This is a genomic window from Gordonia sp. LMA484, assembly GCF_058129505.1.
This window is the reverse complement of sequence record NZ_CM176700.1, coordinates 4,053,722-4,069,037: the sequence shown is the minus strand read 5'-3', so window position 1 is coordinate 4,069,037 and position 15,316 is coordinate 4,053,722. Positions and strand designations below refer to the sequence as shown.

At 66.8% G+C, this 15,316-nt stretch carries 13 protein-coding genes and 4 tRNA genes; 8 read left to right on the top strand and 9 right to left on the bottom strand.

Going from position 1 to position 15,316, the window contains the following annotated elements:
• Positions 1–99 precede the first annotated feature (99 nt).
• The 3 genes from AC4AMJ_RS17990 to AC4AMJ_RS17980 form a co-directional block, all read right to left on the bottom strand.
• The gene (locus AC4AMJ_RS17990) at positions 100–567 is read right to left on the bottom strand and encodes an ester cyclase (RefSeq protein WP_489913693.1); all 468 of its coding nucleotides are present in this window, start codon (positions 565–567) and stop codon (positions 100–102) included.
• Positions 567–995, bottom strand: a complete 429-nt coding sequence (locus tag AC4AMJ_RS17985) for an ester cyclase (protein WP_489899672.1) — start codon at positions 993–995, stop codon at positions 567–569. Before AC4AMJ_RS17985 ends, AC4AMJ_RS17990 begins: the two co-directional genes overlap by 1 nt.
• A 140-nt stretch (positions 996–1,135) precedes the next feature.
• Positions 1,136–1,927: a hypothetical protein gene (locus AC4AMJ_RS17980; RefSeq protein ID WP_489913691.1), complete on the bottom strand. Its 792-nt coding sequence runs from the start codon at positions 1,925–1,927 to the stop codon at positions 1,136–1,138.
• Positions 1,928–2,117: 190 nt separating this feature from the next.
• Here AC4AMJ_RS17980 and AC4AMJ_RS17975 point away from each other — a divergent pair, with 190 nt between their 5' ends.
• The gene (locus AC4AMJ_RS17975) at positions 2,118–2,321 is read left to right on the top strand and encodes a YgaP family membrane protein (protein WP_489913689.1); all 204 of its coding nucleotides are present in this window, start codon (positions 2,118–2,120) and stop codon (positions 2,319–2,321) included.
• A gap of 314 nt (positions 2,322–2,635) precedes the next feature.
• On the opposite strand, the gene AC4AMJ_RS17970 is transcribed toward AC4AMJ_RS17975, so the two are convergent.
• A tRNA-Lys gene (locus AC4AMJ_RS17970) sits at positions 2,636–2,711 on the bottom strand.
• 106 nt (positions 2,712–2,817) lie between these two features.
• Complete coding sequence (locus AC4AMJ_RS17965) at positions 2,818–3,228, bottom strand: hypothetical protein (RefSeq protein WP_489899675.1); 411 nt, start codon at positions 3,226–3,228, stop codon at positions 2,818–2,820.
• 227 nt (positions 3,229–3,455) lie between these two features.
• Here AC4AMJ_RS17965 and AC4AMJ_RS17960 point away from each other — a divergent pair.
• From AC4AMJ_RS17960 to AC4AMJ_RS17945, 4 genes are all read left to right on the top strand, one after another.
• Positions 3,456–3,528 (top strand) — tRNA-Glu (locus tag AC4AMJ_RS17960).
• A gap of 47 nt (positions 3,529–3,575) precedes the next feature.
• Positions 3,576–3,649: transfer RNA gene (locus AC4AMJ_RS17955), tRNA-Asp, on the top strand.
• Positions 3,650–3,687: 38 nt separating this feature from the next.
• A tRNA-Phe gene (locus tag AC4AMJ_RS17950) sits at positions 3,688–3,761 on the top strand.
• Between the two features lie 184 nt (positions 3,762–3,945).
• Positions 3,946–4,740 (top strand): enoyl-CoA hydratase/isomerase family protein, encoded by a 795-nt coding sequence (locus AC4AMJ_RS17945; protein ID WP_489913687.1) that lies wholly within the window; start codon positions 3,946–3,948, stop codon positions 4,738–4,740.
• A 25-nt stretch (positions 4,741–4,765) separates the two neighbouring features.
• Here the strand turns inward: AC4AMJ_RS17945 and AC4AMJ_RS17940 are convergent, their stop codons facing one another.
• Both AC4AMJ_RS17940 and AC4AMJ_RS17935 read right to left on the bottom strand, forming a co-directional pair.
• Positions 4,766–6,259, bottom strand: coding sequence for an alpha-amylase (locus AC4AMJ_RS17940; protein ID WP_489913685.1), 1,494 nt, complete (start codon positions 6,257–6,259; stop codon positions 4,766–4,768).
• A 125-nt stretch (positions 6,260–6,384) separates the two neighbouring features.
• Complete coding sequence (locus tag AC4AMJ_RS17935; protein WP_489913683.1) at positions 6,385–7,320, bottom strand: LysR family transcriptional regulator; 936 nt, start codon at positions 7,318–7,320, stop codon at positions 6,385–6,387.
• Positions 7,321–7,434: 114 nt separating this feature from the next.
• Between AC4AMJ_RS17935 and AC4AMJ_RS17930 the strand changes: the two genes are divergently transcribed.
• The 3 genes from AC4AMJ_RS17930 to AC4AMJ_RS17920 all read left to right on the top strand — a co-directional run bounded on the left by AC4AMJ_RS17930 (position 7,435) and on the right by AC4AMJ_RS17920 (position 11,392).
• A complete protein-coding gene (locus AC4AMJ_RS17930; RefSeq protein WP_489899679.1) occupies positions 7,435–8,826 on the top strand; it encodes an MFS transporter in 1,392 nt (463 codons plus the stop codon).
• Complete coding sequence (locus tag AC4AMJ_RS17925) at positions 8,823–9,575, top strand: 3-hydroxybutyrate dehydrogenase (protein WP_489899680.1); 753 nt, start codon at positions 8,823–8,825, stop codon at positions 9,573–9,575. The genes AC4AMJ_RS17930 and AC4AMJ_RS17925 overlap by 4 nt, the downstream gene beginning before the upstream one ends.
• A gap of 212 nt (positions 9,576–9,787) precedes the next feature.
• Positions 9,788–11,392, top strand: a complete 1,605-nt coding sequence (locus AC4AMJ_RS17920) for a hypothetical protein (RefSeq protein ID WP_489913681.1) — start codon at positions 9,788–9,790, stop codon at positions 11,390–11,392.
• Between the two features lie 444 nt (positions 11,393–11,836).
• On the opposite strand, the gene AC4AMJ_RS17915 is transcribed toward AC4AMJ_RS17920, so the two are convergent.
• Both AC4AMJ_RS17915 and AC4AMJ_RS17910 read right to left on the bottom strand, forming a co-directional pair.
• Positions 11,837–13,435, bottom strand: coding sequence for a GMC family oxidoreductase (locus AC4AMJ_RS17915; protein ID WP_489913679.1), 1,599 nt, complete (start codon positions 13,433–13,435; stop codon positions 11,837–11,839).
• A gap of 25 nt (positions 13,436–13,460) precedes the next feature.
• Positions 13,461–15,182, bottom strand: a complete 1,722-nt coding sequence (locus AC4AMJ_RS17910; protein WP_489913677.1) for an aldehyde dehydrogenase family protein — start codon at positions 15,180–15,182, stop codon at positions 13,461–13,463.
• Between the last annotated feature and the right edge of the window lie 134 nt (positions 15,183–15,316).

Here is a 15,316-nt window from a genome sequence, read left to right as displayed (position 1 = left end):
ATGGATTCTCGCTCCCCGATTACGTTCCCGCTCCCTCGATCGAAGGAGCGAGAACGAAATGGGGGAGCGACAGGCGCCTGTCACCCTCGGCACCGTCGGTCAGTGGACGCCGGGCGGCGGGACGGCTCCCATCTGGACGAACAGATTGAGCAGGTCGCTGATGCCCCAACGGCTGACGATCTTCCCGTCGACGACTTCGAAGATGGTGACACCGCGCATCGACACATCCTTGCCGGTGGCCGGTATGCCCAGTAGTTCGCCGGTGTGGCGGCCACCGGCGGTGAGCCAGGTGGCCACGAGGTCGCCTTCGGCGATCTGGCCCTCGATGACGTGTGATGGTGCGGAGAACGCCGACTGGTTGACCTCGTAGACCTGTCGGGCCCCGTCGATGCCGGCCGCGAGTCCGGGAATGGGAAGCGGTGTGTGGTCCACGTAGTTCGGGTCGAAATAGTCCGTGTGCAGGGTGGGACTCAGCGCATCGATGTCGTGGAACAGTCGCCGGATCAGCGCCTTGTTCGCCTCGGTCGTGCTCGTTTCGTCGCCCCGCTCGGCGTCGAGAAGAGACATCAGGCGCTCGCCGCGGCCGGGAGCGCGCCGAGTTGGGCGAGCAGACTCATGTCATCGAGTCGGTTCCATCGCTCGGCGATCAGCCCGTCGACGAAGCGCACGATGGTGATGCCCTCCACGGCGAGCGGACGGCCGGTTCCGGCGGCGCCGAACAGTTCCCCGCGGTGGGTACCGGTGAGAGTGAATCGGAGCGCGACACGATCTCCATCTGTGAGGACGTCGGTCGCCGTGATCCGCGCATCCGGTACCGCTTCGATGAGGGTACGGAAGAACTCGGCAATGCCGTCGCGGGTAGGGGCGAAGGCGTCGGGAAACCCATGGAACCGGCAGTCGGGCGCGTACAGAGAGGTCACATAGCCCTGCACGTTCCCGGCGTTGAGTTTGTCCACTGCGTTGGCGATGGTGGCGGTGTAATCAGTCGTGGTCACGATGGGTTCCTTTGCGAGTTGTGGTTGCCTCCTGATACTCGCCCGATCCTCAGGCGCTGGATAGTTCCAGATCTGTACCCATCACTGAGGTGAAGCCGGCCTCGGACCGACGACCATGAAACGAGCCACCTCCGTGCTTCTCACCCACGCTCCCGGTCAGACAGATAGTCACGGAGGGCGTCCGAGTGTCGCGCCGCCCAGGTCACCGCGAACCGGTGCGCCCACCACCAGCACACCCCGCTGATCGCCATGGCCATCAGCGCACACACCGCGGCATCGGACGTCGGTAGCCGCTGACTGCCGTCGATGTCGGTGATCAGCCACCAGATGCCGAGCGGAATCGCCAGGATGGCTATGGCCGACGCGGGATACACCAGGAACGGCATCACCGTCAGCACCGACCATCGCAGGATCACCGGTCGGAATCGGGACCGCTCACGCCAGCGCCAGCGCAGCGGTCGCTGGTGGTACGGGAACAGCACTCCGAGTACTCCGCTCACCGCGAGCGCGCCGATCGGCACCACAGTCACCGCGAGTATGACGACCGCCGTGTACCGCCAGTCGTTTTCGAAGAAGCCGCACACCACCGCTGCCACCACACACACGGGCGCGATGATCAGCCAGAGGGCGGTTTCCTTGGCGCGCAGGACGGTGCGCAGCGTGTCGGGGTCGTCGAGAAACGTCAGCACGCGATCACTGTCTGCCGCCAGGACATTCGTCGCGGTGACGTCGGCGTACATCCAGCAGGACAACGCGACCGCATATCCCGAGGGTCCGGTGAAGTGGAAGAACCAACTGCGCGGCAAGGCAAACCAGACGAAGGTCATCAGCAGTCCGTTGCTGACGACGACGGCGATGGTGTCACCCGGGTGCTGTCGGATGCGTGTGAACTCGGCGCTCAGCGCGTCGCGGAATCCGATGCCGCCGCTCATGTGCTCTCCGTGGGTTCGACCCAGAAATCGTGCCCTCAGGCTAACGCTCACGGTCGGCGATTCCGCGGTTTTCGTACCCTCGATCGCACTGCCTGTCGGCCGCTTCTCAGGCAGACCGACACATACCCCGATTGGTGGACAGAATACCCCCGGGGGTATTCTGTCCACGAAGTCATCGGAAGGAATGTTTGTGACCATCGATCGTGCTGTGTTGACCATGGCCGGGACCATCGTGCTGATCTCGGTAGTGCTGGCTGTCCTCGTCTCGAACTGGTGGCTGGTGCTGACGGTGTTCGTCGGCCTCAACCTGATCCAGTCGGCCTTCACCGGATTCTGTCCGGCCGCCCTGATCTTCAAGAAGGTGGGGCTCAGGCCCGGCGTGGCCTTCCGCTGATCGGGGGGGGGTCTGCTGCCCTCGTGGGCGCAGGACGGCAGAACACTGAAAATTACTGTGGTACTGGCTGTTTGACTCGTCGGGACGCCGCGCGATCGGGGGCGGCGAGACGGGTGGTTTCGTGGATACTCGGAAAGGGTTGCCGGATGTCGACGCAACGCCACCCGAATCGGTTGTTGCGGTGCGCGTGGTCGGCGTGATCACAACTCGCTGACGGCGCCCGCGACGATGTCGATCGCCAGGGCGGGTGCGCTACCTCCATCGTGAGTCGCGCCACGCGGTTGCGCGTGTTCCGCCCGTGACCAGGCGATTCATGGTGCCCCCACCAGGGCTCGAACCTGGGACCTGCGGATTAAAAGTCCGTAGCTCTACCAACTGAGCTATAGGGGCCGTGCCCTGCGAGCAGGGCGTCGATGAGTTTACAGGTCCCGGGGATCGCTGCGGCAGGGGCCTGCCGCGCACTGCACTCGCGGCGCACGCTCGACCTCGGTGGGCATCACGTGCGGCCGTCGACGATGCCGGATCGGTTGGCGCCCATCCGCATCGCCTCTCGCAACTCCGTGATGGTCGAGACCACGACCAGGGTGTTCGCCGGGCTGGCGCCGGCATCGAGCCACGACGGGTCGCAACTGATCGCCAGGGCATGGTCCGCGTCGACCGCGATCCCGCCGACTTCGTTGAGCGCCGCGAAGATGGTCTGTTCGGCAGCGCTGCCGCCTTCGTGGAAGACGATCGCGCCGGGCCCGACGTCGACCCGGATGCCCGAGGGAGCGATGTAGGCGGCGCCGGCGGGTCGGTGTCCGTCGACGAACGGCGCGTCGTCGGCGTCGAGATCCTCGATCGGCATCGCCAGCAGGTGGCGTGCGACAAATCGCCGGATGGCGTCCTCGTCGAACGGTGTCGCCACCGTTCGATGATCGCTCGGATCGGCCGGACGGACGACAAGCTGTTCCCCCATTGCTCTTGCTTATCATGAACGACGGATCGTTGTCAGCGAAGGGTGGGCGCGAGTCACGTGTCTGAACATCCGGTGTTCAAGGTGGGCGCCAGAGCCACCAAAACCGGCTCCGACCACCTGATTTGTGAATTGTTCGAGGAGTGTCCTAAGCTAAGTCGGCTCCCAACGGAGAACCGGCCCCCTTCGTCTAGCGGCCTAGGACGCCGCCCTTTCAAGGCGGTAGCGCGGGTTCGAATCCCGTAGGGGGTACGCTTGCCCGGCCCCCTGCGGACCGGGGGGAGCACACAACAGAACATGGCCCTGTGGCGCAGTTGGTTAGCGCGCCGCCCTGTCACGGCGGAGGTCGCGGGTTCGAGTCCCGTCAGGGTCGCAATTTATTGCGATTGGCATTCGGTTAGGGTGCCGTCCGGCCAGGTAGCTCAGTTGGTACGAGCGTCCGCCTGAAAAGCGGAAGGTCGCCGGTTCGATCCCGGCCCTGGCCACGTCAAACCCCCGACATCGTTCGGGGGTTTTCTCGTCTCACTGGCGTGTCGAGTCCGAACACCCACATCGATAGGCGATGGCAAACCCTCCAGGTGGGATCGTGTCTTTGACGCGGTCGATCTCTCTCAATTGAATTGTTGTGTGCCAGTTCACGCGGGCGTCAGAACAATCCGAGGAGGACCATTGACCGGTCATACGCAGCTCACCATCGACGGGGCGATCGCGACCGTGCTGCTCGACAACCCCGGTCGGCGTAACGCGGTCTCCTGGGCCGTTCTCGATGAACTGCGCGAGGTCGTCGACAAGGTCTCCAGGTCGCCGGACCTCAGGGTGGTGATCCTCGCCGGGCAGGGTCAGGACTTCAGCGTCGGTGGTGATCTGTCCGCGCCGCTAGAGTCCAGGACGCTGCGCCGCGATTCGGTCGAGGCGGACACGGCCCGGATGCGGCAGGTGGGCAACACCCTGCTCGCCTTCCACCGTCTACCGCAGATCACGGTCGCGGCGATCGACGGCGCGTGTGCCGGCGCCGGCCTGTCGCTCGCTGCGGCCGCCGACTTCCGGATCGCGTCCGAGCGCGCAGTATTCAACACCGCGTTCGTCACCGCGGGGCTGTCGGGTGATCTCGGGGGTGTCTGGTTGATCAGCAATCTGATCGGTGGTGCCCGCGCCCGTGAACTGTTTCTCACGCCGAGTAAGTTGACTGCGGCCCAGGCGCACGATCTGGGGCTGGTCTCAACTGTGGTGTCCGCTGATGTGCTGCACGAGCGAGCCGGCGAGCTCGCACACCGGCTGGCATCCTCGGCGCCGCTGGCGCTGCAGGCGATGAAGCAGAATCTGCTCCAGTCCGCCACCGCGCCCCTGAGCGAGTATCTGCTCGACGAAACCGACCGGATGGTGCGCTGCTTCCATTCCGACGACGCTCGCGAAGCTGCGGGCGCCTTCCTCGACAAGCGCCGACCGGTATTCACCGGTCGCTGACGACCGCGGCCCGCATTCACGCGTACTACCGGTCGGCCTCGACGCGGAAGAAGTGCCAGTGCCACGGCTCGAGTTCGACGGGGAACCCGTCCACCGCGTCACTGAGCTCGAGCGTGATGCCGCCGGTGGCGTCGGCGAGGCGAAACCTGCTTCCCGGCGCGTCTTTCCAGGGGAACTTCACGTGGCCGCCGGCCACCTCGTCACCGAGATTGACCACGATCAGCCACCGGTGTTCGCCGGTCCAGCACCACGCGACGAGGTTGCCGACTGTGGCGTTGCCGGGTCGGCCGGACCGATCGCAGAGCTGCCAGCTGCCGGTACGGAACGTCCTGTCGCGCACTGCCGCGAGCAGAGACCGATGGAAGTCTGCGAGGTCCCGGTCGACCGGTTCGTCCGGGAACCGGCCCAGGAAGACCGGTAGCCGCACCCGGCGACCCTCGATCTGGCCGTCGTGGACCAGGCGTGCCCCGGTCTGGGTCAGGGTCGTGACCGTCACGGCCTTGAGCTGTGCCCGCCCGAACACCTCGGCTGCGCGCGGTTCGTCGTGGTTCTCGACGAATCGCAGCAGCTTGTTCTGGTAGTCGGTGTCGGCGCGCACGTGCTGCAGTACCGCCTCACCGTCGCCGTGACGAAGGTGGTCGTAGAGACGTTTGTCGTAGCAGAAGTCGAACCCCTGCTGCTGTAGCTGCCGTTCGAGGTCCCAGTACGCTTCGGCGATGAACGTGAACCCGGGGTGGGTTTCTCGGACCGCGGGGATGACGGTCGGCCAGTAGTCGTCGGTGGGCCGGTCGCCGACCCGCGACCCCCAAGTGCGTGCGAAGGTGTCGTTCATCATCAACATCGCCATATCGCAGCGCACCCCATCGCACTGGTCGGCGATCGTGCGCAGCACGTCGATGGCGGCGGACCGCAGCGCCGGCGCGAATGCATCGAGCTGAACGACATCCGGCCATGCCGCAAAGTGTGGGTCGCGGCCGTTGGCCAGGATCGTGCCCGCGACCTCGACAAAGGAGGATGGATCGCTGCGCAGATCCTCGACACTGCCGTGCACGAACAACTCCGGATGTGCCGTGGTCCAGGGATGATCGGGAGCAACGTGATTGGGCACGAAATCGAGTAGCAGCCCGACACCCCGCTTTGCCAGGGCCGCCCGCGCCGCCGCGAGGCCGGCCGGACCGCCGAGCGCTGCGTCCACTCGGTAGTCGCGGATGCAATACGGCGACCCGACGACATCGTCAGGGGTGAAGTCGGGCAGTGCCACCTCGAAATCGGCGACCAGATCGGCGTTTTGCAGTGCGATCGCCACACCGGCCGGGCTGCGCTGCCACACCCCCATGAGCCACACGGCGTCGAAACCGTTGTCGGCGATGGTGTCCCACTGCTCGTCGGGGACGGATCCGAGGTCGACGGGCTGTCCGGCCGTCACGCTGAGCTCCCGCAGCCATGGCCACGTGTTGATCTCGAAGACAAACGGGTGGTCCGCGTCGGCCCACCGCGACGCAACGGCTGTCCGGGTCACGATGACACCGCCTTCCGATCGGTCGAGACCGGTCAGCGCCCAGCTAACCACCCGGCGTCACCGGCGGGCGCGGTGTTCACCGAGGATTCCTTCCGGTCGCGGTCGGCTGACGGCGTGCCGCGATGTCATGTGCGCGGGGCGGCGGGCGGTTCCGGGGCGGGGCCCTCGCCCATCAATTCCGGACGCCGCACATCCACCACAGCGCGGATGGCATCGACGACCGCGGCCACCTCGGGCCGCCGGAACGACTCGGTGCGGGCCACCAGCCAGTACGTCAATTGCGCTCCGACGGTGGGCAGGACACGCACCAGGTCGTCGTGGCGGTCGGCCATGTAGCAGGGGAGTAGACCGATGCCGGCGTGCGCCCGAGTGGCCTCCACATGGACGAACACGTTGGTCGACGTCACCGATTCGGCCATCTGCGGCACCAGGGTACGGGCGAGGTCGAGGTCGTCGACCTGCAGCATCGCGTCGACGAAGTAGATCAACGGGTGCGCCGTCAGGTCCTCGGGAGTCTGCGGTGCCGGGTTCTCGGCGAGATACCTCGCCGAGGCGTACAGGCCGAGCCGATAGTCGGCGAGTCGGATCGCCTCGGCGCGATGGACATGGGGCTCGCCGACGACGATCTCGATGTCGAGGCCGGTGCGGTGCTGAGAGGCGAGACGCGTCGCCGTCACGATCTCGACGTTCACGCCCGGATGTCGACGACGCACCGCCACCACCGCAGGGGCCGCCAGATAGGCAGAGAAACCGTCGGTCGCCGACATCCGCACGACGCCACTCAGGGTCGGCGAACCGTCGATGTCGGTCTCGAGCCGACGCACCGCGCCCTCCACCTGCTCGGCCGCGGCGAACGCCCGTCGCCCCCGATCGGTGAGCTCCCATCCGGCGCTGCCGCGGGACAGGACCCGGCCACCGATCGCGCGTTCGAGGGCTTCGATCCGACGGGCCACGGTCGTGTGGTTCAGGTCGAGCAGATCGGCCGCGGTGGTGAAACGGCCACTCCGGCCGACCGCGAGCAAGACGAGCAAGTCGTCGGAACTGAGCTTGTCAACGGGCATATCTGCATTCTTGCAGATGTGATCCGCCCTTTCGGTTATTGCGTGCGCACTTTTGGTTATCGATACTCGACCGAGTACGTGACCCGCATCACACGCAGATCGTGAGGAGACACCATGCACGGTGCAACGAGCACAAGCCCGCCCACACCGGGCGACGCCAAACCATCGGGACTTCGCCGGATCGTCGCCGCGTCGATGGCCGGCACAGTCGTCGAGTGGTACGAGTTCTTCCTGTACGGGACCGCCGCAACGCTGGTGTTCAGCAAGGTGTTCTTCCCGGCCGGAGGGAACGAGCTCGACGCGATCATCGCGGCCTTCGTGACCTACGCGGTCGGTTTCATCGCGCGGCCCCTCGGCGGTGTGGTCTTCGGACACTTCGGTGACAAGTACGGCCGCAAGAAGCTCCTGCAGCTCAGTCTGATCATGGTGGGCGCCGCGACGTTCCTGATGGGCTGCCTGCCGACGTTCGGTCAGGTCGGCTATTGGGCGCCCGCGCTGCTCGTCGCCCTGCGGTTCATCCAGGGATTCGCGGTCGGCGGTGAATGGGGAGGTGCGGTGCTGCTGGTCGCCGAGCACAGCCCCAACCGCTCTCGGGCGTTCTGGTCGTCGTGGCCGCAGGCAGGAGTGCCGGCCGGCAACCTCGTCGCCACGATCGTGCTGCTGGTCCTGACGACCACGCTCTCCGACCAGGCGTTCCTGGGCTGGGGCTGGCGTGTCGCGTTCTGGCTGTCGGCGGTCATCGTGCTGGTCGGATACTACGTGCGGACCAAGGTCACCGACGCGCCCATCTTCGTTGCGGCGCAGCGTGAAGCAGAGGAGATCAAGACCTCGTCGTTCAGTGCGGTGGAGGTGCTCAAGCGCTACCCGCGAGGCGTCTTCACCGCCATGGGCCTCCGGTTCGCCGAGAACATCATGTACTACCTCGTCGTCACCTTCTCGATCACCTATCTCAAGGTCGTGGTGCACGCTCCCACCGCGGACATCCTGTGGTGGATGCTCGCGGCACACGCCGTGCACTTCGCGACGATTCCCCTCGTGGGCCGTCTCGCCGACCGGGTCGGTCGCCGCCCGGTCTACCTGATCGGAGCGGTTCTGACCGCCACCTGGGGCTTCTTCGCCTTCCCGCTCATGCACACCGGCCACTACGGCGTCATCATGTTCGCCATCATCCTGGGCCTGATCTTCCACGCCTTCATGTACGCCCCGCAGCCGGCGATCATGGCGGAGATGTTCCCGACCCGCATGCGCTACTCCGGTGTGTCCCTGGGGTACCAGGTGACGTCCATTGTGGCCGGATCGCTGGCGCCGATCATTGCTGCGTCACTGCTGAGTCGGTTCGACTCGTCGGTGCCGATCGCCATCTACCTCGCCGTGGCATCCGCCATCACGATCGTCGCCGTGATCGCCGCCCGGGAGACCAAGGGCATCGCGTTGGAGACGATCGATGCCGCGGACGCCGCTGCGCACGTCGATGTCGCGGCGCGCGGAGTGAAGGTGCCGGCATGACCGCGACCGGTATGGAGGGACGCCGGGCCCTGGTGACCGGGGCCGCCGCCGGCATCGGCGAGGCGTGTGCCCGCGCTCTGGCGGCACGCGGAGCCCAGGTGGTCGTCGCCGACATCGACGACGTCGGTGCCAAGCAGGTGGCCGCCGACATCGGTGGCACCGCCTGGCAGGTCGATCTGTGTGAGACCGCCGAACTGGACTCACTCGATCTCGACATCGACATCCTGGTCAACAACGCCGGGATCCAGTCCGTGGCACCGATCGAGGAGCTGGACCCCGAGACGTTCCGGCGGATGCAGCGGTTGATGGTCGAGGCGCCGTTCCTGCTGATCCGTGCCGCGTTGCCACGGATGTACGAACGGGGGCACGGGCGGATCGTGAACATCTCGTCGGTGCACGGTCTGCGCGCGTCGGCCTACAAGTCGGCCTACGTCGCGGCGAAGCATGCCCTCGAAGGATTGTCGAAGACGGTGGCGCTCGAGGGTGCGTCTCGCGGCGTCACCAGCAATTGTGTGAACCCGGGCTATGTCGAGACCGAGCTGGTGACCAAGCAGATCGCCGACCAGGCGCGGGTGCACGGGATGGACACCGACGAGGTGGTCGAGAAGATCATGCTGACCGAGAGCGCGATCAAGCGGCTGGTCCGCCCGCATGAGGTCGGGTCCCTGGTGGGGTGGCTGGCCTCGGACGAGGCGTCGATGGTGACCGGGTCGTCCTATCCGATGGACGGTGGGTGGAGCGCACGGTGACGTCGGGGCACCCGGTCGGTCGGCCGGTCGGGTGATCCCGTCCTCGTTAGGCTCTGACTGTGGCAAAGAAAAAGAAGGGTCGAGACAAGCGAAAGCCCCAACGGCATCCCGTGAGGCCACGCCCCGCGAGACCGGAGGCGAGTCCGGAGGATCAGGCGCTGTTTCAGCAACTGCGTCCGGCACTGCGGTCCGATGAGCCGTTAGACCTGCTCATGACCGTCGGAGCGCTCATCGCGGCCACCGACCGGCGTAGCCGCAACCCGTTCGCTCGCGACGAAGAGATCCCGGCGTTGGTCGATGTCGTGGAGTCGTTCATCGGCACGCCGTACGCCGAGACGACCGCGGCGCTGATGGTCATCCGGGCCCTGACGACCGACGAGCTGCTCGCTGCCCGGATCGGCCGTGAACTGGCCACCCGCCGGCACCCGATGCCGGACTGGCTGACCGGGCTCGATCGGGCCCGGCTCGAGCCCGACGTGTGGTTCTTGACCCACATATTGGCCGACGGCGACGACTATCTGCTCGGTGTCTCGCTGCCGTCGGGGCATACCCTGTCGGCGCTGGTGTACGTCGATCACAATCTCGGAACGGTCGTCAAGGATGCCTTTGTCGTCCCCGACTCCTTGGCGGAGTTGTCGAACAAGCTCGCCGACCTGATCGGCGACAGAACACAGACCCTGAAGACCACGGACGCGGCCACCGCACGGGCGGTGATGGAGGACGCGATCGATCACGGGGCACGGATGCTTCCCCCGCTCGAATCCGAGACGTGGCCGATATGCCGCCCACTCGTCGAGTGGATGCTGCGGATGCTGCCGCCGGATGGAGTGGTGCCACGCCGCAAGGAGTGGTCCGACGAGGAGCGGGCGGCGATCGCGGCGGACTTCTTCGCCTCGCCGTTCGGCCAGCCGGTGGACCGCGAGGACGAGCGCGGGTTGATGGACAACCTGTTGTGGTTCGGTACGGACTACGCGAACGGGGACCCGTTCCGTTGGAGCAGCGTCACCGTCGAGCTGCTGCTGGCCGACTGGTTCCCCCGCAAGATCGTCGCCGAGCCCGTATACCTCGCCAAACTACCGAACCTGTTGCGTGCCTTCATCCGCTATGCCCACGATCACGAGGGGATCGTGGCGTCGCTGACCGAGGCCGCGCTGGACGCTGTCGACGACTTCGAGCCCGACTATCAGCGGGTCATCCGGTCGGCACGGCCGCAGGGACCGCAGGCGTTGTTGGCCGGACTGATGGACACCCATGTGGACGTCGAGGACGGGGCCGAGTCAACCACGGGCGGGTCCATGCTCGAGTTCCTCGACCGTTCGGTCGGCGACCGCCTGACCTTGATGGACCTCGACGACGCACCTCTCCCCGACGAATCGTTCGAATGGGCCGGTATTCCCGATGACGTCGTGCCCGCGGTCCGGGAGGTGCTCGCTGCCTGCGATGCCTGCGCCGACGAGCTTCTCGATGTCGAACACCGCACGGCGATGAGACGTTTCCTCAGCCGAGCGGCGGCCGGTGACCCGGAGATCTTCCGCCGCAAGGCGTCGCCCGCCAGGGGTGCGGCAGCCGTCGCCTGGGTGATCTGTCGCGCCAACAGGACCGTCGGACAGTACGACTCGGGTCTGTCCGTGCAGGAGTTGTTGGCGTCATTCGGTGTCAAAGGCAGCGTCTCCCAACGCGCCGAGCCCATGTTGCGGGCCAACGGCGTCAACCCTCACGGGCTGTACGGCGTGATGGACCTCGGTGCGCCGGACCTGCTGATATCCGAGCGACGCGCGGCCATCATCGACGTACGGGACCGGTACGTGAACAGGTGACGAGCGTGGGGGTCTCTCAACGCCGTTGTGGGACAGAAAGAGTCCTCACCCCCGGTCTCAGGGCCGGCCCACCGTGCCTACCCACCCCCGGTCCCTGAGCGGTCCACCGCGCCCTACCCACCCCCGGTCCCTGAGCGGTCCACCGCGCCCTACCCACCCCCGGTCCCTGAGCGGTCCACCGCGCCCTACCCACCCCCGGTCCCTGAGCGGTCCACCGTGCCCAACCCACCCCCGGTCCCTGAGCGGTCCACCGTGCCCAACCCACCCCCGGTCCCTGAGGAGCCTCCGAGCCTGCGAGGATGCGTCACGAAGGGCCCTTCGTGACACTCGGCTGGCCTCGTTCCTCAGGGACCGGGGTTGGGTTGCGCGGCGCGCTGATCCGGCAACTCTTCCGACCAGGACGGTTCCCCAGGGACCGGCCGGCGAGAAGCGATGCTCGTCGATTCAGCGATCGGCGAGGATCAGGTCCGCGGCCTTCTCGCCGATGAGCACCGACGGGGCGTGCGTATGCCCTCGAATGATCGTGGGCATGACCGAGGCGTCGGCGACGCGCAGGCCCGCGACGCCACGCACTGCGAGTGTCGGGGTGACGACGCTGTCGGGATCGTTGCCCATCCGGCACGTGCCCGCCGGGTGATACAGCGTGTGCGAGTGACGGTTCAGCACCTCGGCGAGCGTGTCCTCATCGGGCACGCGGGAGTTTGTGCGTGGTTGTGACACCACACCGAGACGCCCGCGCAGCGACGGCGCCTGCGCGATCTCGACGGTGGCCCGCAGACCCGCCATCATGGCAGCCCGGTCGACGCCGTCGGAATCGCTGAGGTAGCGCGGGTCGATGAGCGGCTTCGCGGTCGGGTCCGCCGAGCGCAGCGTGATCGTTCCGGTGCTCTCCGGTTTGACCAGGATCGGCCCCATGGCGACGGCGTGGTGTGGATATGGCTCGCCGAGGCCTTCGTTGTAGAAGGCCACCGGGGCGAAGATCAGCTCGAGGTCCGGCAGTCGCAGATCATCGCGGCTGCGGATGAAGCCATAGGCCTCGCCGACGTTCGATGTGAGCATCCCGCGACGTCGCAGCAGGTACTTCGCGAGCTCGAGGGGACTCTCCGCGTCGGCGAGAGAACCGGATTCGACATCCCAGCCGATCGGGGCGAGCAGGTGATCGAGCAGGTTGCGCCCGACGCCGGAATTGTTTGCGACGGTGCGGATTCCGTGGGTGGCGAGTTCCTCGCCGTGTCCCACACCCGAGAGCATCAGCAGCTGCGGGGTGTTGACCGCCCCACCGCACAGCACCACCTCGCGCCGCGCGTGGACGGTCAGCGATCGTCCCGCGCGAGAGTATTCGACACCGACCGCGCGGGTGCCCTCGAACAGCACCTTGGTGGCGGTCGCCTCCGTGATGAGGTGCAGGTTCTTGCGGTTGAGGGCGGGGCGCAAGTACGCGTCGGCGGTGCTGAACCGCGAGCCCTTGTGCTGGGTGACCATCGTCTGTGAGAAGCCCTTGGGCTCTGGCAGATTCGCCCGCTCGACGGCATGGCCGCACTCGGCGGCCGCATCGAGGAAGGCGCGCGTCAATGAGCGCGGCGAACGCTGATGCGACACCTGCAGCGGCCCGGTCGTGCCTTCGTCGTTCTCGGTGGCGCCGGCGACATTCTCGATTCGCCGGAAGTGCTCGACGAGGGAGTCGAACGACCAGTCGTCGCCGGCGTGCTCGGCCCATTCGTCGTAGTCGGCGGCGAATCCGCGCACCCACATCATGGCGTTCATCGACGACGACCCGCCGAGGGTCTTGCCACGCGGGTAGAAGACTCGACGCCCGCCGAGTTCCGGCTGCGGCTCGGTGGAGTAGTCCCAGTCGGACGCGCCGCCGAAGAGCTTCGAGAAGGCCGCCGGGATATGGATGAACTTGTCGGAGTCCTTGGTTCCCGCTTCGAGGACAAGGACCTCGTTGCGGGGGTCGGCGCTGAGTCGATTCGCGACGACGGCACCGGCGGAACCGGTCCCGACCACGACGAAGTCGACGGTGCGTGGTGTGGTGCTGGGCATGATGGCCTTTCGTTCTCGGATGTGGTCAGCCGCGCAGCGCGGAGGCGAAGATGGCGGGCAGTTGTCGGGGGCTCGGCTCCGCGGCGAATTCCGCGAGCAGGCGGCCGGTGGTGGCCGACGTCCGGTTGGTCACGAACCACGGGGGCTTGGGAGACAGCGACCATTCGCCGTGCAGGATCGAGCGCGGTGCGGGCCGGAAGGGTCCGCGAACCACGGTGCGTTCGGTGTCCGCGAGCAGAAACGCGTTGTGCACCACTCCGGTTCCCGACTGGATGTCATCGAGTGTGTGTCCTCCGAAGGCACCCCAGGTGGCGGCGGCGGTGAGGAAGCCGACCGCGGTCCACGAGTTCACGGCGATGGTCCCGTAGCGGAGGTCGGCGATCATCGCCTCGAAGTCGGTGCCGAGATCGGCGATGGACCGTGGGTGCGCGATCACGTTGATCCCGAGCGTGCCGATGAACTGGTTGTTCACCACATCGGTTGCAGTGGTGAGGAAGTCGGTTCCGGAACCGGGCAGTTCGAGGACGCCGAGGACGGGGCCGAAGTATTCGGTGGACAGGAGGTCCTCGTCGGCGTCGGGCGACAGGCCGGTGACCAGCAGCCGCTCGCCGGCGGTCCCGCACCGCTCCGCGTCGGGGTAGGCGGTGTGCGCGGCTGCGACGCGGCCGTCGCTGCCCGGGTAGTAGGCGACCCGTGCGGGCGCGTTGTGGAAGGCCTTGCGCAGCGCGGTGAGGAACTCCTGCTTCTGGTCCCAGTCGGCAGAGATGATCACGGCCTGGGCGGCGACACAGTTGTACCCACCGTTGTGCAGACGCTGCGTCGCGATGTGTTCGGCCTGGAACTTCAGATCTGCGGCACTCCACCTTCCGGGCACCACGATAGTGGGTGACACGCCGCCGAGTTCACTCGTGATCGGCTTGGTGAGTCGGGGAGCTCCGGACTCTCTACGGCGCTGTGCTTCCTCCCCGGTTCCCCACACGATCAGGTCGTGGGTGGCGGCGCTGCCGGTCATGTGCACATGCGCGACCGCGTTGTGGTGCACCAGATATTCGCCGACGTCGGCACCGCCGGTGAGGATGCGGATCGCGCCGAGCGAGATCAAGGGTTCGAGCACCCGCTCGAGGACGGGGAGCAGGGGGTCGGTGAGCGGATTGAGCTTGAGGGCGACGACCCGATTGTGTGCGAGCATCTCGTAGATCACATCCAGCGGGGCGATCGAGGTGATGTTGCCCGCGCCGAGCACCACACCGATACCGCCTGTGGTGGTGGGATCGAGTTGGGCGAGGCCTGCGGTCGCCTTGGCCTGTGCGGTGTCGATCCCCGGCCGCAGCCAGACGTCCACGCGGAAGCCGCTGAGCAACAACGAGTCGTAGACCGAGGTCGGCAGCACCTGCACGGTGGTGCGACCGGATGCGGTGCCGAACGTGGCCTCGGCGACGGGACTGCGACCGGCGGCGAGGTCACGGAGTGATTGTGCGGCCGCACCGAGCCCCGTCGCGAACGCGTACGGACCCGAAATCCACTCCTCGCCGGCGAGCGCCGAATGTGGCCCGAGCCGCTTGATCGAGGATGCGGCGGCGACCCAGTCGGCCGCATGAACTCCGGTCAGTGCCCGCACCCGGTCGAGAAGGTCCGCTCGTTCGGTAACCGACAACTCGGCCCAGACCTTCTCACCTGCGGACAGATCGGCGAGAGCGCTCTCGACCAGGGCTTTGTTCTCGGTGTTGTGCTGTGTGTCGACGCTCATCGCGTGCTTCAACTCCTGCCGTGAGGATGGGGGTGGCGGTTTCGCCGGTACCTGAATTCTCGGCGAGCAGCCGTGTCCTCACCATGGGCGGCCGCAAAAGCGCCGACGCTGTGACTTTGTGCCACGGCACAGGC

Coding starts and splice junctions, on each gene's coding strand:
- AC4AMJ_RS17990 (WP_489913693.1), bottom strand. CDS start 567: ATGTCTCTTCTCGACGCCGAGCGGGGCGACGAAACGAGCACGACCGAG.
- AC4AMJ_RS17980 (WP_489913691.1), bottom strand. CDS start 1,927: ATGAGCGGCGGCATCGGATTCCGCGACGCGCTGAGCGCCGAGTTCACA.
- AC4AMJ_RS17935 (WP_489913683.1), bottom strand. CDS start 7,320: ATGCCCGTTGACAAGCTCAGTTCCGACGACTTGCTCGTCTTGCTCGCG.
- AC4AMJ_RS17930 (WP_489899679.1), top strand. CDS start 7,435: ATGCACGGTGCAACGAGCACAAGCCCGCCCACACCGGGCGACGCCAAA.
- AC4AMJ_RS17925 (WP_489899680.1), top strand. CDS start 8,823: ATGACCGCGACCGGTATGGAGGGACGCCGGGCCCTGGTGACCGGGGCC.
- AC4AMJ_RS17920 (WP_489913681.1), top strand. CDS start 9,788: ATGACCGTCGGAGCGCTCATCGCGGCCACCGACCGGCGTAGCCGCAAC.
- AC4AMJ_RS17915 (WP_489913679.1), bottom strand. CDS start 13,435: ATGCCCAGCACCACACCACGCACCGTCGACTTCGTCGTGGTCGGGACC.
- AC4AMJ_RS17910 (WP_489913677.1), bottom strand. CDS start 15,182: ATGAGCGTCGACACACAGCACAACACCGAGAACAAAGCCCTGGTCGAG.